The organism is Streptococcus sp. Marseille-Q6504, assembly GCF_965111625.1.
Genome location: NZ_CBCOON010000009.1, coordinates 12,542 through 32,632, shown reverse-complemented (window position 1 = coordinate 32,632; position 20,091 = coordinate 12,542). Strand labels below are relative to the sequence as shown.

The following is a 20,091-nucleotide window of genomic DNA, read 5'->3' as shown; positions in this document are numbered from 1 at the left end:
TTTGACCTATTTGCATCTTAAATATTCGCCATTTAAACAAAAAAGCTTGGATTAAAATCCCAAACTTTTAGCTCATTTTATTGAAAATCTTTGATGTTCCCATCGTAATCCGCCCAATCTTGGCTAAAGAAGCGGTCATTCATTTGGTAACTATGTGCTGTTGTTGGATTACTTAAAAAAGGATTTACAACCTTATCAAACGCCAGCCAGCCTAACCAACCGATATGAATCGTATCCTTGACAAAATAAGGTTCATCACCGTTTTTTGAAAAATCAGCAATATTGGTGAAACCTTGACTCTCCAACTGGTAACGAATTTTTTCGACAGAGTGTTGATACATTTCCTCACTTAATCCTGTATAATTCATCCATTTTTTATTGACAGGTTGAAAGACAAAGATCACATTGACCTTAGATTTGGCAAATTGATCAAGCACCAGCTGTAAATCATTGTATTCCCTTGACTGGAGGAAGTTGTAATTTTTTTGATACCCTTCCCACTTTTTCAAATCCTTCTTTAGTTGAGTATTGTAAAAGTGGTTCTCCATTCCCAAATCATTATTGGTCGTGTTTTCTTCTGCATCCTTACGTGCAATATTTTCCAATTCTTCATACGAAAACTGATCTGGGAGACTACTCAAATATTTTTCAATATGATCTTTATACTTTAATCGGCCTCGGATGGAGAATTGACCAAAAAGGGCTGCTTGTCTTTCATTGAATTCTGCAGAAGCTGTAATTATTGAATGATCAAAGTCTGACAACTGTTCATTCTTAGCCAGTTTTTCAACAATCCCCTTCATAGGTACGCTTGGATTCTGCTTCAAGAGTCTATTAGCCGCATACTGAGTGGCCACATCCCCAGATTGATTTTCCAAGAAGGCAGTTAACTGATCATTGTTAAAATAAGTTTGAAAAGTAACTGGATCTTGATCTTCCTTTGTAAACCACTGTGGAGAGATCACAAACACCGCTTGTTTATTTTCAAGTTCAGATGTGATTTGTTGCATCCCAAAGTACTGGCTAAGAGAAGCTGCTCCTGCCTGCCCCATAAAATACGGACGGTAGGAGCGATTATACTTTTCAGCCAACACTCCTGGATGCATACTATCAAAACGAATCCATTCACTCGACCCAAAGAAAGGGACAAAACGCATATTAGGGTCTGTTAGAGCTCTCACTTTTTGGCTTCTCTCCTTGAAGCTTTCTGCACTTATAGAGGCTGCAGAGTATTTTTCCTCCATAAGATTATGGTTCTTGCTACTTGGATAGAAACAGATAAGAAGAAAAACCAATAATCCCGCTACAAAGATAGGCCCAAAGATTAACCACAGGCGTTTAAGCATTCTTTAACTCCGTAATTCCTGCCACGATTTTATTGGCTGTATTCCAGTCATCACGGCCAAATTCTGTAACCGGGACACGAATATCAAAGCGATTTTCGATTTCCACGATCAATTCAACCGTTCCCATGCTATCCAAGACACCTGCATCGAAAAGATCTTCATCCATCATGTCAGAAACATCTTCCATAAATAATTCATCGATTATTTCAATAACTTCTGATTTGATATCCATTTTTTAATTCCTTTTATTTTTTAAACCATAAATCATTCAAAAATCCAGAAAAGATTAAGAATGAAACCATTACGACATGGAAGGTTATCACAATGCCAAGCAACTGAGCCCAACGATTCTCAAGCAAGGGAGGTCGCCCTGCTTTTTTTCGTTCTTTATTGAGCGTTTTTTTCTTTCGAACCCAGGCATCATTCATCACTAAGCCTATCCCATGAAAGAGTCCGTAAGCGATATAAAACCATGTTATCCCATGCCAGAAGCCCATGAGGAGCATGTTTAGGATATAGGCAATACTTGAAGTCACATTTCGATTCTTAAAAAGCTTCTTTCTCGTCATCACCATGACCATGCGCATAAAGACAAAATCACGGAACCAGAAGGATAAACTCATGTGCCAACGATTCCAAAAATCCTTCAAATCCCTTGACAAGAAAGGTTTGTTGAAGTTAATCGGACTACGAATTCCCATCAGATTTGAAATAGCTATAGCAAACATAGAGTAACCTGCAAAATCAAAGAAGAGTTCAAAACCAAATGTGTACATGATGGCCACTACATAATAGTTAAAGACGCCACCTGTTTGTAAAGCTAAATTCTTTAAAGGAGGTAATAAGATTTCGCCTAAAATATGGGCTAGGATAAATTTATACAGAAATCCCCACATGATATACCGAACGGACTCGGCTAGCATATCTAGCAACTCATCGCGCTCTGGTATCGTCTTATAATTTTCATTAAAACGTTTGAAACGATCAATAGGACCACTTGAAAATGTCGGCATAAAGAGAAGAAAACGCAAATATTCCCATATTTTCAAATCCTTTATGACTCCATCTCTAAGTTCGATGATGATTCCTACCGAACGAAAGGTTAAATAGGAGATTCCTACAAATCCTAGTAGAGACTGTGTGCCATTAATAGCTGGTTGCACCTTGACAAAGATGATGGGAAGCAATGATAATAAACTTACTAGGTAGAAAATCCATTTACCATCTCGGACTTTTCGATATTGCTTGTAAAAAAGAACCAGTACCATTTGCCAAATTAGATAGATTCCTAAGGCAGCTAATTGATTGGTCTTGCCTCCCGTCAACATAGTGACTATAAAGAAAAGACTAACCAATATTTCATACCAGCCAAAACGTTTTTTGAAAAAAAGACCGATAAAGATTGGCAAAATAGCAGTAATCACATACAAAAAGTACTGCGGATTTCCATAAGGCTCAATATGAGGAAGCTGTTTAATAAGCTCCATCATCTATTATTAACCTCACTAATCAACCCTTTGATGTCGATTTTCCCATTTGGAGTTAGCGGCAAGCTGTCACGGTAGAGGAATTTCGAAGGCATCATATAAGACATCATGATGTGCTCCAAATCTTCCTTAATCGCTTTGGTAATATCAATCTCGCGCTCAAATTGTTCCTTGACCCCATCTTTTAAGATGACATAGGCCAAGAGATTTTGAACCTTGTGATCTTTGTTGTAGCGTGGCACTGCAACAGCCGAGTCGATGTACTGAGACTTGTTCAAGTTTTGAGAAACATCTTCTAGCTCAATACGGTAGCCGTTAAACTTGATTTGGAAGTCCATCCGACCACCATAGAGAAGAAGGCCTTCATCCGTCATGGTTCCGACATCTCCCGTATGGTAGGCTGGCAGACCTTCAAATTCGAAGAAAGCTTCTGCTGTTTTCTCAGGATTATTCATATAACCTTTTGAAACAGCCGGTCCAGACACGATGATCTCACCTTGCTCACCATTCGGCAATTTGTTTCCTTCCTCATCAATGATGAAGGTTGGAGAATCTTCTTTGGTATAACCAATTGGCAAGCGTTTAAGTGTCGCTAGCATCTCATCTGTGATAGCAACTGCCGACAAAGCAACTGTTGCTTCTGTTGGCCCGTAAGCATTGATGATGCGCGCATTTGGGAAACGTTCGCGCAATTTCTGAGCTGTTTTCACGGTCAACTCTTCCCCATCAAAGTAGAAATGGGTGATTCCTGGCATCTTTTCAGCATTGAAATCTTCAGACAGCATGGCCATATCTGCAAAAGATGGTGTCGAAGTCCAGATAGCAATCGGAAGAGAAAAGATAGTTGCAAAGAGTTGTTTGAAGTCTTGAGTAATGGCTGATGGGAGGGCAAAAAGCGTGCCTCCAAGAGCCAAAGTTGGTGCCCAATACATGACAGACAAGTCAAAGGAATAGGGCGGTTGCGCCAACATTTGCGGACGTTCTGGCGTTGCAAACTCCTTATCTGTGATCATCCAGTTGGTGAAGCTGAGCAAATTATCATGTGAAATCTGCACCCCTTTTGGCTTCCCGGTCGTCCCTGAAGTAAAGATGATGTAGTAGTTATCATCCCCTTTGACCGGATGTTGCAAATCATAGGCATGTTGAGCCGCATAAGCTTCACGCACTTGCTCCAAGGACATGATTGGAGCAGCTGGGTTCTCAATTGGAAACTCTTTGATGGCGATGATTAAGCTTGGCTCTGCTACTTCAACAATGGCAGACACGCGCTCCAAGGCAGAATGGCTGTCAATTGGGATATAGGCATGGCCAGATTTGGTCAAGGCCACAAAGGTTGCTAACATTTCATATTCTTGGCCACCAAAGACCACAACAGGTGACTTTTCAGGAAGTTCCATCTGGTCAATATGGGCTGCTAAGCTATCTGAATCAGCCTTCAATTGGCCATAGGTATGCTCTTCTCCAAGGACATTGTATACCGGAAAATTAGGCTGCTTTTGAGCATAATGCTCAATGGTTTCAATCATATCTACTATTGGTTTATTTGACACAATAGGGGTTCTCCTTTAAGTTAAAATTCATTATAGATAAAGCTACCTTGAACCTGACCGAGATAACTAAAAAAGTAAAGTAGGCCCAAGAAAATGATAAAATACAAGGCTGTCCGACCAAGAAAGAGATAGAGTTCATTTCTCTGTTTCATCAAGAAAAACCTTTCATTCCTGTAATTTTCAACTAAAATAAAATCAATTTCTTACTAACTTAGTTTTCTGCTATTATACCACTTTATAAACTATTTTTTCAATTGTTTTTCGTCCATTTCCACTACCTTTAAACATCATTAAATCATTCCATATGATACCTTCTAATGATAGCTTTAATATTTTCCAGTATAGATTATATTGGGAGCTACAACAAAGTAGGCTCTATACTACCTATAGAGGACTTCCCCGCTATAAATATTATAGAGCCTTATCTTATGTCTCACTTTATCGATAGAATCCCCTTTATCTAGAGATTTTTATAATATGTAATCTTAAAATTCACTATAGATGAAATCTTGAATGTTAGAAAAATCAGTCACAAAACAGTAGATTACGATGCTTAAAATAACTGTATAGAAAAACAAGGTCCACAATAGTAAACGATGTGTGTCAGTTAGTTTCATTTGCAAATTTGTAAAGTTCTTTTTCAACTTCCATCCATCCTTTCACTCCAACGTGCATCACGTCAAATAAAAAGTAATCATCATACTCTCTGTTTCCATAGTTTAACACCGTAGCACCGTGGTTTTTGGCAATACTTTCTATTTTTTTGTAAGTTTCTTCACGCATTTCTCGTGAAACACCTGTGTAATCATTCCATTTACCATTTACAGGAAAGATAATGACTTCAACTTCAATTCCCAATTCCTTAGCAACTGTCAAGAAGAGCTCCATATCTGAATACTCTGGTGACTCTATGTAGCTCAAGTCTTTGTTAGAATCTTTCAACGAAGCATAGCGGTCTCTCAAGTAGGTATTGTAGTAGTTATTATCCACAGCATAATCATTGTTATCTGTTTTCTTTTTAACTTCTTCTACAAACTTCTTCGTCATCTCCTCCCAATCATAATCCGGCGTTTTATCTCCTAGTGCAGGATAGTCTGATTTGGCATGATTTTCATAGAATTTTCGTTTAAGCTTAAAGGAATAAACGGCATTGTCAAGCTCCAACAGTTTTTTATCAATGATTGTCCCTTTTCCTTCTATAAAATAGCTTTTATACTTTTTATAGATATCATTTTGTTGTTTGTTTCCTTTGGTAATCTCAATAATGCGATTAATTAGTTTTTCTTTCGTTTCCTTACTGATTTTCTCGTTATCTAGCATGTGAAAAATATGTTCCTGAGAGGCCTTGTTTAAGAAGGCGTCTTGATGAGTCCCATCCTTTTCGAACCATTGAACAGACTCTACGATAGCTACTTTTCGCTTACTCATAGCCCCCTCAATCGAGCTCAAGGTCGTAGCTTGAATGATATTTTGAGAGTAACTGGTTCCTATCTGCATAATGTTAAAATCATTGTAGTTAAAAATTTTATTGGGATGGTAATCTTCATTTATCGTCGCAACTAACTCTGAGGAACCCATTAGAACTAGTGTATTGGGAGTGATATTATTTGTTAGAATATCTCTACTTTTATACTTTTCATAAGAAGTGCTGTAGCGAATACTATTGTCCTTGACTTTATAATAGTCGTCAATCTTCTTGACATATGTCACATTTAAAAGAGCAAGAGTCGCAATTACTAGCACAAGCGATAGTAAAAATGCTTTTAACTTTATCATCTTGTTTTGTCCAATCTCCTTGTTTTAGCAGATCTCTTTATCTACTTAGAATTGCCATAATTATCTTATAAGGTTCACCTGAAAAGATAAAGAAGCCAACCATAACTAAATTCATGGTCACAAACCAACTTATTAGCTTGTACCAAGTTTTATTTTTATGTTTCTTATAAAAAGTGCTTTTCTTTTGATAAATTTCAAATCCAGACATCAAGATTCCATGGTAAAAACCATAAGCGATGTAGCTGACACTAATTCCATGCCAAAATCCCATAACCAACATATTGACCATATAGGCATAGGCTGCATTGTGTAATCTATTCTTAAACCATTTCTTTCTGATAACCTGCATTAAAACTCTTGAAAATACGAAATCTCTCAACCATGTTGACAAGGTGATGTGCCATCTAGTCCAGAAATCCTTGATATCAATACTCAAGAAAGGTTTATTGAAATTCATCGGTGTCTGAATACCCAAAACATTACTGCTTCCAACAGCCATCAAACTATACCCCGCAAAGTCAAAGAACAGATAGAGAGTATACAGGTACATATATTTGATTGAGTAGACAACTGTCCCAGTATTGCTTAGAGCAAGTAGTATCTGGTAAACATAGGTTGATAAAACAACCTTGTAGAGAAGGCCTAAAACGATGCGATAAATACCATCACCTGCTAACTCTAGGTAATCTTTTCTAGGCATGACTTCATTGATCTCTTTTAGAAATCTTCTGCTACGATCGATTGGCCCAGAACTAACTGTAGGGAAAAAGAGTAGAAACTGCAGATAATCTTTTACACTGATTCTTTCTTTGATTAAACCATCCGATATTTCTAGCATGATCTGAATGGTCTTAAAGGACATGTAGGAAATCCCAATAAAAGCCAACAAATGTAGCTGGGTTATGGCAAAGACTTTATTGACCACTAAAGGTAAAATGGATAACATAACTAGAGGTTTTAACCGTTTTAAATCCATTCTTTGTGCTATGAAAACTAGGACATATTGGTAGATGATGAAAGCCAATAGATAAACAACCATGGATTTACTCTTACCATAGATGGCTCCTGCAAATAAAATTGACAGACTTAAAATATAATAATCCTTACGCTTGCCAAAGTAGTTTAAAACAAAGCCAATCAGTAAAACCACAAACAATAGAAGGAAAAACTCATTCCCCTCAAAATAATTCATACCAGATGGACTCCTTTTCTCTTTTTCTCATCTCCTGATTTGTCATTTTAGGATTAGTCCCTATCATATTATCAAGGATAATTAACTTTATTCATTATATCATAATTTAAAAACTATATATCTCTATTATCCAATTTCCTAAAATAAAAAAACAAATGACTCTTACCACTAAAATCCCAATAACGAGACAAAATTATTTACACAACAAATATAATTCAAGACCTAAAAGATTGATGAATGAACTAGTGAAGTACTCTGTTTTTTAGCTGAAATAATAATTAACACCAGTATATAAACTTAAAAAAATCAAAACGACCAAAATGAAGTGAGGCAGCGCTCCTTATTTTGGTCGTTTTTGGTAAGTTATGTTTATTGAGATATAAATATTTGGGCTTTATTATCTTAGAAAAGTGAAAATACGAGAACTGCTAGGGCTGCACCAATAACAGGTCCTACAACAGGAATCCAAGCATAAGACCAGTCCCCATCTCCCTTGTTTGGAATTGGAAGAAGGCTATGCATAATGCGAGGACCGAGGTCACGAGCTGGGTTCAAGGCACAACCAGTTGTCCCACCTAGTGATAGACTAATACCGGCAATCAAAGTCCCCACTGCAAAGGTGCCGATACCTGCCTGAAAATCATAAAGCCCCAAAGCAAAGATTGTCAATACCAAAACAAAGGTGCCAAGGATTTCACTGATTAAGTTAGAAACTGTATCCTTGATGGCCGGTCCAGTACTGAAGGTTGCCAGGATATTGCCTGCATTTTCTTCTGCCTCATAATGCGGTTTGAATTGCAACCAAACCAAAATCTGACCCAGCATAGCCCCTGCGAACTGAGCTAGGATGTATGGGAAAACGGAAGCCCAAGAGAGCGTTCCTTTTAAGGCCATCGCAAATGTCACAGCTGGATTTAAGTGGGCTGGGCTGAGCGTGCCAGATACAAAGGCCGCAACGGCTACAGCAATTCCCCATCCCATAGAAGTCACAATCCAACCTGCATTGTTGCTCTTGGTTTTGGGAAGAACCACACCTGCTACAACACCATTTCCTAGGAGGATAAGGATTAAAGTCCCCAAAAATTCTCCAAATAATTCTTTCATCATATCGTTGTCTCCATTTTAAAGAAGGAGAGGGAAGGCAAGGAAGGCTTGTTCCCTCACTTCTAGTTTTTCTTAATTTTTCAATGCCGCTAGATCGTTGTTAGCAAGGGCTGCTTCAACATCCGCACGGTAGGCTGCCTTTTCTTCTTCTGACCAATCATAGAATCGTCCCATTTCATCCAGAACTGGCTCCACAATGCTATCCAAACTATCACGCATAAAGAGCATGTGGTTGGTACGGCGAAGGAGGAAGTCAACTGGGCTCAGAGCCAACTCATTGCGCATTGCATAGTGAAGGGACAAGGTATCTGCCAAGCTGAGTCCTGGCGCTTGTTCCAAGCTGTGAGCAAGGGCAAAGACTTTCGGTGCATTTGAACCGTAAAGATTTGCTAGGTAATGAGCTTCCTTGCTATCCAAGCCACGTGACACTCCAAGTTGAGCAAAGGCTTCAATTTCTGAGTCCACATTTGCTGGGTTCAATTCTCCACCTGAAACAGGATAAGTCTTCGAGTTGATGAGTTTAAAGCTGCGGTCAAATTCTGCTTTGAGAATGTCAACCACGCGCTCCATAGCCCCTTCAGCCATCTTACGGTAGTCTGTGATTTTACCACCAGCAAGGGTCAACAGGCCATTGTCATCACGGTCCAAGCTCGAACCACGTGAAACTGCAGATGGGTCCAAATGTTTCTCAGATGTGCTACTTTCAAGCTTGCTGACAGCAGACTCAACATCTTCACGCGATTTTTCTTTCGATAGATAAGCCTCGACAGTCGCAATCAAGTTATTGAAGCTTTCATCGCTAATGGTTCCGTTATTTCCACCATTGTAGTCAGAAGCGCTATTGCCTGCGATCAATGGACGAAGACCAGCCCAGCTGCTTTCAATATCAGCAACGGTAATGTTTGCTTCTGGGAAGCGGTTGTTGACAATGCCAAGTAGATAATCTACATCTTCCTGCGTCACTTTTGGATGTTCCAAATCACCTGTGTAGTCTGTATCGGTTGTACCAAAGTAAGTCTTGTTTTCACGTGGGAGAACAAAGACCATACGACCATCTCCCAAACCTGTGTCAAAGTAAACTGGCTGTGAAACCTTGATCTTGCTTGAGTCCACCACCAAGTGAACTCCCTTAGTTGGACGCATTTGTGAGAATTGCGTTCCCTTATTAGACAGATTGCGTACCTTGTCGCTCCAAGGACCTGTCGTGTTGATAACCAGACGAGCCTTGATATCAAAGACTTGGTCTGTCAACAAATCACGAGCCACGACACCTGTAATCTTACCACTTTCGTCAAAGAGGAAGCCTTCTGCCTTCACGTGGTTGGCAATGAGGGCACCATCTTGGTTGGCACGTTTGATGTTTTCGATCACGAGACGCGCATCGTTGTTACGGAAGTCAAGATAAACTCCACCTCCTACCAAACCTTCTTTCTTCAAGTTTGGCTGGCGTTCCAAGACTTCTTCTTTGCTCAAAACCTTGTTTGCAGCAGGCGTATTGTTAACCCCTGCCAATAGGTCGTACAAGTCCATGGCTACTTTGAGACGGAAAAGGCTAAATGTTGCTCCATCCTCGTCGTAAACTGGCAAGAGCATTGGATCTGGTTTTGGAATGTGAGGTGCAATTTGTTGAACCACTGCACGTTCTGAAACCGTATCTGACACCACTTCTACGTCGAATTGTTTGAGGTAACGCAGACCTCCGTGAACTAATTTTGTTGAACGGCTAGATGTTCCTTCTGCGAAGTCCTGCATTTCAATCAATCCAGTCTCAAGACCGCTAGCTGCCGCCTGCAAAGCTACACCAGCCCCTGTGATTCCTCCACCGATAATCAAGAGGTCCAGGGTACGTTCCTGCATTTTTTTAATTGATAATTCACGTGTTTTCTTTGAAAATTCCATATTTACACACTTTCTAACTAAGTCACTTTATTCTTCCAGTATTAGTCGTCTACTTCCGCAAAGACTTGGGTTGCTTTCACAGCCTTCTTCCAACCCTTGTAGAGTTGTTCCTTGCGAGATTCGTTCATAGATGGCTCAAAGAGTTCTCCTGTCTCGTTCAAGAGTTTCAACTCATCCAAGTCTTTCCAGTACCCTACTGACAAACCAGCTAGGAAGGCTGCTCCTAGAGCTGTTGTTTCCAAGTTTTTGGCGCGTGCAATATCGATTCCCAAGATGTCAGCTTGGAACTGCATGAGGAAGTTGTTCATAGCTGCACCACCGTCTACTTTCAAGACCTGTATAGCTGTCTGAGCATCCACTTGCATCGTATCGATAATATCACGCACTTGATAAGCAATTGATTGAAGAGTTGCCTTGATAAAGTCTTCCTTACTTGTTCCACGAGTCAATCCAAAGACAGAACCGCGAGCATTTTGGTTCCAGTATGGAGCACCTAGACCTGTAAAGGCTGGAACGACATAAACTTCATCATTGTTGTGAGAATCACGAGCGTATTTTTCAGATTCTGGTGAATTTTCGACCATGCGAAGTCCATCACGAAGCCATTGAATGGCACTTCCTGCGATGAAGATAGAACCTTCCAAGGCATAGTAAACCTTGCCATTGATTCCGTAACCAATCGTTGTCAAGAGGTTATTTTCAGACAACTGCATCTCTTCACCAGTATTCATGATGATGAAAGAACCTGTTCCATAAGTATTTTTAACCATACCAGGTTCAAAGGCCAACTGTCCAAAGAGGGCTGCCTGTTGGTCACCAGCCATACCTGATATCGGCACTTCTCCACCGTAGAAATGGAATGGCGCTGTCTTACCGTAGATCTCAGAGTTAGAACGAACTTCTGGAAGCATAGCCTTTGGAATGTTGAGAATTTCCAAAATCTCATCATCCCATTTAAGTTCTTTAATGTTATAAAGCATGGTACGGGCTGCATTTGAGTAGTCGGTCACGTGAGCCGCACCGTCAGTCAATTTCCAAACCAACCAAGTATCAATGGTACCAAAGAGCAATTCACCCTTTTCAGCTCTCTCTTGAGCGCCCTCTACATGGTCCAAAATCCAACGAACCTTGGTCGCAGAGAAGTAAGCATCGATGATCAAACCAGTCTTTTCATGGAATTTTTCCACATAACCTTGGCTTTTCAGTTGTTCAGCCAGAGGAGCAGTTTGGCGTGATTGCCAAACGATAGCATTGTAGATAGGGAGCCCTGTTTTCTTATCCCAGACGACAGTTGTTTCACGCTGGTTGGTAATCCCGATTGCCTCGATTTGACTTGGTTTCACACCACTTTCGATGAAAGCACCCGCAATAACTGACTGAACAGAGTTCCAAATTTCATTGGCATTGTGCTCTACCCAACCTGCTTGAGGGAAAATTTGAGTGAATTCTTTTTGGCTAGAGCTGACCTTCTCGCCTTTTTTGTTAAAAATGATGGCACGAGAACTGGTAGTTCCTTGGTCAATAGCCATAATGTATTTTTCTTGTGACATGTGCTGTCCTCCTGATAAAATCTTGAGGGGGTTCCTCTTTACAGTAACTAGTATACAAAATAAAGCGCTTTCCTGTCTATCAATTTTTTTAAAATTTTAAAAAAAAGTGAGGAGATTGTGCGAATTTCACAAAAAAGACCTGAAAATTCAGGTTTTTTAGGCAAATAGCATCTGACGAATCGTAGCTAAATCTTCGATGTCAAAATCATTTTTCAAATAGTAGATAGGTGTTTGTTCTTTCTTATGGATAGGGTTATTGGTAACCAGCAAATCATAATGACGAGTACGGTCATAGGCTTCAATGCTAATGAAACGATTGTACTCCAAATATCGTTTTAAAAGGGCCGACATTCTCGAAAAGACAAGGAAGCCTGCTGTTAGATCTAGCCCTATTCTCAGATGTTTGCCTATATTTTCTGCCATATACTCCAACAACTGAAGCCATTCCCAAAGGATTTTTTTATCCAGATCCGTCCCCTGATGAAAGGCTGGCAAGGAGGCAAAAATTTTCTGAGCAATATCTCGAAAGTCATGCTCCATCAGCAAATAAGGGGGGCGATGCTCTATCTGATATTTGTATCGATCTTGCAAGATATAGCCCTTGTAGAGATAAACTTGACCACAGAGCTGGCTGAGTTCATAGGTGACATGGTCCTCTGTGTAGTCCCCCAGCAACTCCTCCTTCTTCATTTCCTGGATCATTTGTGTCAGCAAATCGGCTAATTGCCCTCCAAAACCAAGAATATACTCCATAGTATGAAGAGGAAAAATACGATGAGAAAGGAGAAATGAAAAGAATATCATCATCTCCCCATCTTCAGTTCCTAGAGGAATGTGCTGGCCACCAAAAAAAGAAGAAGCCTTGCCAAGTAAACGAAGGTAGAAAATATTGTCAAAATACCCTCGCATTTTTTCTTCTATAACCTGAAATTGACAGGCGTTAACCCGAAGGCGCTGTTGACTGATATGAGTCCAGAGAACCAAGTCCAATTTCTGACCCGAAGACAAGCTGGCACCGCAGATTTCTTCTAGAGTAGCAATATCCTGCTTTCTCTCAGCTTTCTGCATGTGACCTTCCCACTCCTGACTGGACCAGACCTTGCGGAAAAGGCAGAAATAAAAGTAACGAATCTGATGCTCTGGACCTCGCCAACGACCATTTTGGATGGATAAGTCAAACTCTGACAAAATATGATTCAAGCTAGACAAATGGCGACCAAACGTGGCCTCGCTAATCATTAATTCTTGAGCCAGTTGATGGGCTAGGAACTGTTGGTGATAGAGAAGGTAAACCAAAATTTGGTACTTAATGGCATTGTCTAGAAATAAGCTCCGAATCTCTCTCCCCTTTGTGGCAGTACCGACAGACAGACGCAGGCTTTCATCATCCAAGTGGATGGTCAGCTCTAACCCTCTTTCTAAAGCATTTTCGTTAATTAGAGAGATATACTTGGTTAAGGTCGCCTTTGAAAAACCTGTTTCTTCCATGACTTCCTTGACTGTTGTCTGCGAATCTTGTAATAGGAAAGAAAGGACTAAAAATTGACCAGATTCGGCTTTTTCCATCAAATCACCTAAATACATTTGTTACCCCTTTCATTTTCTCCTACAAGCATAGCATAAATCTTACAAATGCTGAAATAATCTGTTTCTCATTTTATTTTAAAGCCGATTTCCTTGTCATTATTCCATAGAAACAGCAAACACACCACTCCCTCTTTGGGCATTTTTATGCTAAAATAGTAGCTATGGATAAAATTATTAAAACTATATCAGAAAGCGGAGCTTTTCGTGCTTTTGTCCTTGACAGCACAGAAACAGTCCTCACTGCTCAAGAAAAACATCAAACCCAAGCTAGCTCAACCGTAGCGCTTGGTCGTACTCTAATTGCCAGCCAAATTCTCGCTGCCAACGAAAAAGGAAATACCAAGCTAACCGTAAAGGTTCTTGGAACTAGCTCCCTCGGTGCCATTATCACAGTTGCAGATACCAAGGGTAACGTCAAAGGCTACGTTCAAAACCCTGGAGTTGACATTAAAAAGACTGCAACAGGAGAAGTCCTCGTTGGACCTTTTGTCGGAAACGGTCAATTTCTAGTGATTACAGACTATGGCACTGGAAATCCCTATAATTCCATGACGCCTCTTATCTCTGGAGAAATCGGTGAAGACCTAGCTTTCTATCTTACAGAAAGTCAACAAACGCCTTCAGCAGTTGGCCTCAATGTTCTTTTAGACAAAGACGACAAGGTCGAAGTTGCAGGTGGTTTCTTGCTCCAAGTTTTACCAGGAGCAAAGGAAGAAGAAATCGCACGTTTTGAAAAACGAATCCAAGAAATGCCAGCCATTTCAACTCTTCTGGAAAGCGATGACCATATTGAAGCCCTTCTCAAGGCTATCTACGGCGACGAATCATACAAACGTCTGTCCGAAGAAGAAATTCGTTTCCAATGCGACTGCAGCAAAGAACGCTTTATGGATGCTCTCGCTAGCCTCCCAAGCTCAGATTTACAGGAAATGAAGGATGAAGACCACGGGGCAGAAATCACTTGTCAATTCTGCCAAACAACTTATAACTTTGATGAAAACGACCTGGAGGAACTCATTCGTGACAAATCTTAATACACCTTTTATGATTGGGAACGTCGAGATTCCAAACCGGACGGTCCTCGCACCCATGGCTGGTGTGACCAACTCAGCCTTTCGTACTATCGCAAAAGAACTTGGTGCAGGCCTCGTTGTTATGGAAATGGTCTCTGACAAAGGTATCCAATACAACAACGAAAAAACCTTACACATGCTTCATATCGACGAGAGCGAAAACCCTGTTTCCATCCAACTTTTTGGTAGCGATGAAGATAGCCTAGCTCGCGCAGCAGAATTCATCCAAGAAAACACCAAGACTGATATCGTGGATATCAACATGGGCTGCCCAGTGAATAAAATCGTGAAAAACGAAGCTGGGGCTATGTGGCTCAAGGACCCAGACAAGATTTACTCTATCATCAACAAGGTTCAATCTGTCCTTGATATCCCCCTCACTGTCAAAATGCGTACGGGCTGGTCTGACCCATCCCTAGCAGTTGAGAATGCCCTAGCTGCCGAAGCCGCAGGTGTCTCTGCCCTCGCTATGCACGGTCGTACACGTGAACAAATGTACACTGGTCACGCTGACCTAGAGACCCTTCATAAGGTTGCACAAGCTCTAACCAAGATTCCCTTCATCGCCAACGGAGACATCCGTACGGTCCAAGAAGCGAAACAGCGCATCGAGGAAGTTGGTGCTGACGCCGTTATGATTGGTCGAGCAGCTATGGGAAATCCTTATCTCTTCAACCAAATCAACCACTACTTTGAAACTGGAGAAATCCTGCCTGATTTGACTTTTGAAGACAAAATGAAGATTGCTTACGAACACTTGAAACGCTTGATTGATCTCAAAGGTGAGCACATTGCCGTTCGTGAATTCCGTGGTCTCGCCCCTCACTACCTCCGTGGTACCTCAGGTGCAGCCAAACTCCGTGGAGCCATCTCGCAAGCCAGTACTCTGGCTGAGATTGAAGAACTCTTGCAGTTAGAGAAGGTATAAAAGACAACAAAAAACCCGTAACTTCAACTGAGTTACGGGTTTGCATTTGTTTTGAGAGAAGTTTTTCCGCTAGATTCTATGGTTGAATCAAGACAACACTAGAAACTGTACCATCTGCTCCTGTTGTAATTTGGATGATTTTTCCACCACCAATTTTGGCATTATATTTACCATCATCAAGAGTATAGGCGTAACCTCTAATAGAATAATTTTCTTTCTTTCCATCAGCAGTTTCTACTGTAAATTGACCTCCTGATGAGACAGTGATAGTCTCGCCATTGGCACCCTTCCAGCTTCCTGCTGCTGCTGAAAAATCACCATCGACCATGGTTAAAACGCCTTTGTAACGTTTATTATGTTCCGCCTGCTGGTCTTGTAATTTGCGGTCAGTCGTTGGATCATAAGTTGACTGGCTTGCTTGATTAGATTGACTTTGTGAAGCTTGCTGATTAGAAGATGGTTGAGATGGAGTTTCCTGTTGCTGAGGAGCTTGGGGAGTTGGTGCAGCTTGGTTGGATTCTTGACCCTGAGTTGTAGGACTTGAAGCTTGTTCAGAGGAAGCTTTAGCTTTTTCTGAAGTAGTGGTGCTTGTTGAAGCTTGAGTTTTACTTTCTTTGTTTGAAGAACTTGCCTTTGAACTTGACGTGGTTTGTGTTGTTTTATTTACATTGTCGTTTTTAGCTTCTTCTTTTTTATTACCACATGCTCCTAAAAGCAAAGTTGAAGCCAATACGGCTACTGCTAGTAAACGAATTGAATGTTTTGTTTTCATGATGTGCCTCCTGTGTAATCTTTTTGAAATATTATGAAATACTTTTGTAATGTTATTGTAATATTTATTTTAGGGTTTGTCAACTATTTATATATGGTTTTGGTTTTTATTTATATTTGTTCTTTTTAATCCTCCTATCTCTATTATTCGTTAAAAATTTAAAAAACAGGAAATTTTTCCTACTAAAAATACTATATTTTACAAGTGTAATCGCTTGCATTTTTTTCTTGAAGGGCTATAATAAAATTGAAATAGGATATTGGAGGTGTAGGCTTATGTTAAGAAACTATTACAAGTATCTTCCTTGGTTGATTTTAGCTGCTTTCGTTTCTTATGGGGGTGCTACTCATTACGCTCAGACAACATTTGATTTGTTCTACCTAACTGCCATTTTCATGATTGTCTATGTGTCTCTAATGTACTTACACGAACATTATTTAAAATATAAATACAAAGATTTATTCATTCGAATCATGAGCAATTCTAATAAAGATAAACATCCTTAAACAAAAAGAGGTCGGGAAAATCCCGACCTCACTTTTTATTTTAATCGATAAATAGTGATAACTTCCTTCTGAGGAATCCGTTTAAATCCAACTTCCTCTATGCTATGACCATATTTCGATAAGAAACTATCACTCGTACATGATTTGCCTGGGCACAGAGTCTCAACGAGGGCTAACCCATCATCCACTGTGAACTCATCCTCTAGTAGATAAAGGAAACGAGGGTCATAGTCGATAGCTTCTTGAATTTTCCTGATGGATTCTTGAATAATGGATAAGTGGTCAAATGCAAAGTCCTTCTCGTCAAGTTCTTTGCCATCCAAGTAACACTTGCCTGTGTGAAAATCAACATCTACAAGAACGAATTCTTTTGCATCATCTCCTGCCTGGACTAAGTCAAGAGCTCGACTAGGTAGGTACACCAAGTGGGCAATGGTAACTGTCCAACCCCTGGGATCACGACCAGGAGTAGATACTGTCACTAGCTGCTCAATCTTTTCCAGTGGAAGCTCAAGATTGATTTCTTCTTTTACCTCACGTTGACAAGCATGGGCAGCATCTTCCCCTTTATCCATAAATCCACCAACTAGCGCTAAACAATTTTGAAAAGGGTGTGCCTTACGACGAATCAGAAAGAGTTTCATTTTCCCTTCTACAAAGCAATAGGCTACCATATCCACAGTCACACTTGGCTTTTCGTACTGAGGGAGTGCTTGCTGGTGATACCAGTCTAAAAATTCAGCTTGACTAGCGTGAACTTCAAAGTACTCTTTTTCTGTCATCCCGGTTGGAATTATCTGATTCATCATCTTCTACTTCCTTTCTGCTTTTGATGGCAATAAAGAGGGCGGATCTACAAATTATAGATTCATAGTTCTTGTTTTATACAATGTCGAATTTCAATTGACCAGCTTTGACACCAATCTTAAGTGTCTTACCTTCTTTCAGTTCACCTGTAAGAAGGAGCTCTGCTAGTTTGTCTTCTACTTCTGTTTGCAGAGTTCTGCGCAGTGGGCGAGCTCCCATTTCTGGATCATATCCCTTCTGAGCTAGAAGCTTAAGGGCAGATGCTTGCAGTTTCAAGTCGATGCCTTTTTCTGTCAGGCTTGCAATCAATGGTTTGACCATAATCTTAACCACTTCCTGCATATCTTGACTTGACAAGCTGTGGAAGACCACCTTTTCGTCAATACGGTTGATAAACTCTGGACGATAAGCTTTTTTCAACTCTTCGAACATCCGTTTTTCCATATTTTCTTGGTCAAAACGAATATCTTTAGCTCCAAAACCGACTGTCTTGTCATCACGAAGAGCTGTCGCACCAAGGTTTGATGTCATGATAATGATGGTATTTGAGAAATCAACCTTGCGACCCTTACTGTCCGTTAAGACACCATCATCCAAGACCTGCAAGAGCACATTAAAGATGTCTGGGTGAGCCTTTTCTACCTCATCAAAAAGCAAGACTGAATATGGTTTGTTGCGAACCTTCTCGGTCAACTCTCCGCCCTCTTCGTAGCCTACATAACCTGGAGGAGCTCCGTTAAGACGGCTAGCTGCAAATTTCTCCATATATTCACTCATGTCAAAGCGGATAAGGGCAGATTCATCATCAAAGAGGACTTCTGCCAAGGCTTTGGCCAATTCTGTTTTACCAACACCTGTTGGTCCTAGGAACATAAAGGAACCAATTGGACGTTTGTTATTACGAATACCCGATTGATTTCGGCGAATGGCACGACTGATACTAGATACTGCTTGTTCTTGCCCAATCACACGCTTGTGGAGTTCAGCTTCAAGATTGAGATACTTCTTGGCATCTGTTTGCGTCAATTTTTGAACTGGAATACCTGACAAGCGACTCAAGGTTGTCAAAATATCAGACTCTTTTACTAGATCTTTATAGACTGGAACTTCCTGTTCTTTTGAAATGAGCTGAGCTGCTTGCTTCCATTTGCCATCCATCAAGGCCTTATCTGCAGGTGTTAAACCTGACTCATCTTTTTTAGCGTGCTTTGATTTATTTTGAACAGTTGCTGCCGCTTCATCCAAAAGATCAATGGCTGAGTCTGGCAAGTGACGACTAGTCAAATAGCGATGTGCCATTTTGACAGCTGTTTCGACTGCATCATCTGTAATTTGAACATGGTGGTGTTTCTCATAAGTCTCTTTCAAGCCACGCAAGATAGCCATACTATCAGCCACGCTCGGCTCTTCAATCATCACTTTTGCAAAGCGACGAGAAAGGGCTGCGTCTTTTTCGATGTGTTTTTGGTATTCTTCCTGAGTGGTTGCCCCAACAGTTCTCAGAATTCCACGCGCTAGGGCGGGTTTCAGGATATTGGCCGCATCCAAGGTCGAATCAATACCACTTCCTGATCCCATAATGGTATGAAGCTCATCGATAAAGAGGATAACCTTACCGTCTTCCTCGATATCTTTGATAATATTGTTCATACGTTCTTCAAAGTCTCCACGAAAACGAGTTCCTGCAACCACATTCATCAAATCAAGTTCTAGGACTCGCATCTTAGCCATCTCATCAGGCACATTTCCGTTGGCAATTCGCTGTGCAAGGCCAAGTGCCAGAGCTGTTTTACCAACACCTGCATCTCCAACTAGAACTGGATTATTTTTTGTTTTTCGACTCAAGATTTGAATCATACGAGAGATTTCTTGGTCACGCCCGATGACTGGTTCCAACTTGCCTAAACGAGCTTGCTCTGTGAGGTCATGAGTGTAATCTTCCAAACCACCACTTGGAGTTTGAGGCATACCCATTATATTTGCCATAGAATTTTGCTTATCTGCTACTGATCTGTGGCGCTGACGCAGAGCCTTCAAATCTTCCTTTGTCCAACCAGCACGCGCTTCAAGACTACGACGAAGCCCAGCAATCTTGACTTGATCTTTCTGATCTTCATAAGAAAATCCTGCTTTTTCCAAAATGCGAGTAGCTAGGGCATTACCATCATGCAAGATAGCGTAGAGAAGATGCTCTGTTCCCAATGCTTTGGCATGTACCACCGAAGCAACATGTTCCGCCTCCAACATCAAGACGTTCAAACGATAGGAAAATGGGAGTTCCTTGTAATCTTCCTTGTGGTTATAGTTGGCTTCTGTTAATTCTACAGCCACTTCCTCCAAACGATCAATCTCATACGGGAATTCATTTAAAGTTGCTCCAGCAACACTGTAGCTATGATTGGCCATGGCAATCAGCAAATGCCAAGACTCTAGGTAATCTGCATCAAAGCGACTCGCTACCAGAAAGGCGCTATCGATGCATTCTCTCAATGCTTTTGAATATTTCATGTCGTT

Annotated in this window: 17 protein-coding genes; 3 read left to right on the top strand and 14 right to left on the bottom strand. The window is 40.6% G+C overall.

The annotated features are described in order from the left end of the window. Positions 1–77: 77 nt before the first annotated feature. From dltD (ACWPUA_RS08030) to ACWPUA_RS07980, 11 genes are all read right to left on the bottom strand, one after another. Positions 78–1,346: a D-alanyl-lipoteichoic acid biosynthesis protein DltD gene (dltD, locus tag ACWPUA_RS08030; RefSeq protein ID WP_454380250.1), complete on the bottom strand. Its 1,269-nt coding sequence runs from the start codon at positions 1,344–1,346 to the stop codon at positions 78–80. Further along, on the bottom strand, positions 1,339–1,578 hold the full coding sequence (dltC, locus tag ACWPUA_RS08025; RefSeq protein WP_000351968.1) for a D-alanine--poly(phosphoribitol) ligase subunit DltC: 240 nt from the start codon (positions 1,576–1,578) through the stop codon (positions 1,339–1,341). Before dltC ends, dltD (ACWPUA_RS08030) begins: the two co-directional genes overlap by 8 nt. A gap of 13 nt (positions 1,579–1,591) precedes the next feature. Beyond that, positions 1,592–2,836, bottom strand: a complete 1,245-nt coding sequence (gene dltB / locus ACWPUA_RS08020; protein WP_454380248.1) for a D-alanyl-lipoteichoic acid biosynthesis protein DltB — start codon at positions 2,834–2,836, stop codon at positions 1,592–1,594. Next, a complete protein-coding gene (gene dltA, locus ACWPUA_RS08015; RefSeq protein ID WP_454380246.1) occupies positions 2,833–4,383 on the bottom strand; it encodes a D-alanine--poly(phosphoribitol) ligase subunit DltA in 1,551 nt (516 codons plus the stop codon). The genes dltB (ACWPUA_RS08020) and dltA overlap by 4 nt, the downstream gene beginning before the upstream one ends. Positions 4,384–4,403: 20 nt before the next feature. Then, positions 4,404–4,535, bottom strand: coding sequence for a teichoic acid D-Ala incorporation-associated protein DltX (locus ACWPUA_RS08010; protein WP_004254020.1), 132 nt, complete (start codon positions 4,533–4,535; stop codon positions 4,404–4,406). Positions 4,536–4,986: 451 nt separating this feature from the next. After that, the gene (gene dltD / locus ACWPUA_RS08005) at positions 4,987–6,159 is read right to left on the bottom strand and encodes a D-alanyl-lipoteichoic acid biosynthesis protein DltD (RefSeq protein WP_454380244.1); all 1,173 of its coding nucleotides are present in this window, start codon (positions 6,157–6,159) and stop codon (positions 4,987–4,989) included. A 37-nt stretch (positions 6,160–6,196) separates the two neighbouring features. Further along, positions 6,197–7,351 carry a D-alanyl-lipoteichoic acid biosynthesis protein DltB gene (gene dltB / locus ACWPUA_RS08000; RefSeq protein ID WP_454380242.1) on the bottom strand — a complete coding sequence of 385 codons (1,155 nt, stop codon included), beginning with the start codon at positions 7,349–7,351 and terminating at the stop codon, positions 6,197–6,199. A gap of 402 nt (positions 7,352–7,753) precedes the next feature. Next, positions 7,754–8,458 (bottom strand): MIP/aquaporin family protein, encoded by a 705-nt coding sequence (locus ACWPUA_RS07995; protein WP_454380240.1) that lies wholly within the window; start codon positions 8,456–8,458, stop codon positions 7,754–7,756. A 69-nt stretch (positions 8,459–8,527) separates the two neighbouring features. Beyond that, the gene (gene glpO, locus ACWPUA_RS07990; RefSeq protein WP_454380238.1) at positions 8,528–10,354 is read right to left on the bottom strand and encodes a type 1 glycerol-3-phosphate oxidase; all 1,827 of its coding nucleotides are present in this window, start codon (positions 10,352–10,354) and stop codon (positions 8,528–8,530) included. A gap of 41 nt (positions 10,355–10,395) precedes the next feature. Beyond that, a complete protein-coding gene (gene glpK / locus ACWPUA_RS07985) occupies positions 10,396–11,904 on the bottom strand; it encodes a glycerol kinase GlpK (RefSeq protein ID WP_000076797.1) in 1,509 nt (502 codons plus the stop codon). A 156-nt stretch (positions 11,905–12,060) separates the two neighbouring features. After that, positions 12,061–13,488 carry a helix-turn-helix domain-containing protein gene (locus ACWPUA_RS07980; RefSeq protein ID WP_454380236.1) on the bottom strand — a complete coding sequence of 476 codons (1,428 nt, stop codon included), beginning with the start codon at positions 13,486–13,488 and terminating at the stop codon, positions 12,061–12,063. A 164-nt stretch (positions 13,489–13,652) separates the two neighbouring features. Here ACWPUA_RS07980 and hslO point away from each other — a divergent pair, with 164 nt between their 5' ends. Both hslO and dusB read left to right on the top strand, forming a co-directional pair. Then, positions 13,653–14,525 carry an Hsp33 family molecular chaperone HslO gene (hslO, locus tag ACWPUA_RS07975; RefSeq protein WP_454380234.1) on the top strand — a complete coding sequence of 291 codons (873 nt, stop codon included), beginning with the start codon at positions 13,653–13,655 and terminating at the stop codon, positions 14,523–14,525. Next, positions 14,512–15,492: a tRNA dihydrouridine synthase DusB gene (gene dusB, locus ACWPUA_RS07970; RefSeq protein ID WP_454380232.1), complete on the top strand. Its 981-nt coding sequence runs from the start codon at positions 14,512–14,514 to the stop codon at positions 15,490–15,492. Before hslO ends, dusB begins: the two co-directional genes overlap by 14 nt. Positions 15,493–15,568: 76 nt before the next feature. Here the strand turns inward: dusB and ACWPUA_RS07965 are convergent, their stop codons facing one another. After that, positions 15,569–16,264 carry a hypothetical protein gene (locus ACWPUA_RS07965; protein ID WP_454380230.1) on the bottom strand — a complete coding sequence of 232 codons (696 nt, stop codon included), beginning with the start codon at positions 16,262–16,264 and terminating at the stop codon, positions 15,569–15,571. A 275-nt stretch (positions 16,265–16,539) separates the two neighbouring features. On the opposite strand from ACWPUA_RS07965, the gene ACWPUA_RS07960 reads away from it, so the two are divergent. After that, a complete protein-coding gene (locus ACWPUA_RS07960) occupies positions 16,540–16,770 on the top strand; it encodes a hypothetical protein (RefSeq protein ID WP_454380228.1) in 231 nt (76 codons plus the stop codon). Positions 16,771–16,805: 35 nt separating this feature from the next. Here the strand turns inward: ACWPUA_RS07960 and ACWPUA_RS07955 are convergent, their stop codons facing one another. Both ACWPUA_RS07955 and ACWPUA_RS07950 read right to left on the bottom strand, forming a co-directional pair. Beyond that, positions 16,806–17,579: an NUDIX domain-containing protein gene (locus tag ACWPUA_RS07955; protein ID WP_454380226.1), complete on the bottom strand. Its 774-nt coding sequence runs from the start codon at positions 17,577–17,579 to the stop codon at positions 16,806–16,808. A 73-nt stretch (positions 17,580–17,652) separates the two neighbouring features. Then, positions 17,653–20,085, bottom strand: coding sequence for an ATP-dependent Clp protease ATP-binding subunit (locus tag ACWPUA_RS07950; RefSeq protein WP_454380224.1), 2,433 nt, complete (start codon positions 20,083–20,085; stop codon positions 17,653–17,655). Positions 20,086–20,091: the final 6 nt, after the last annotated feature.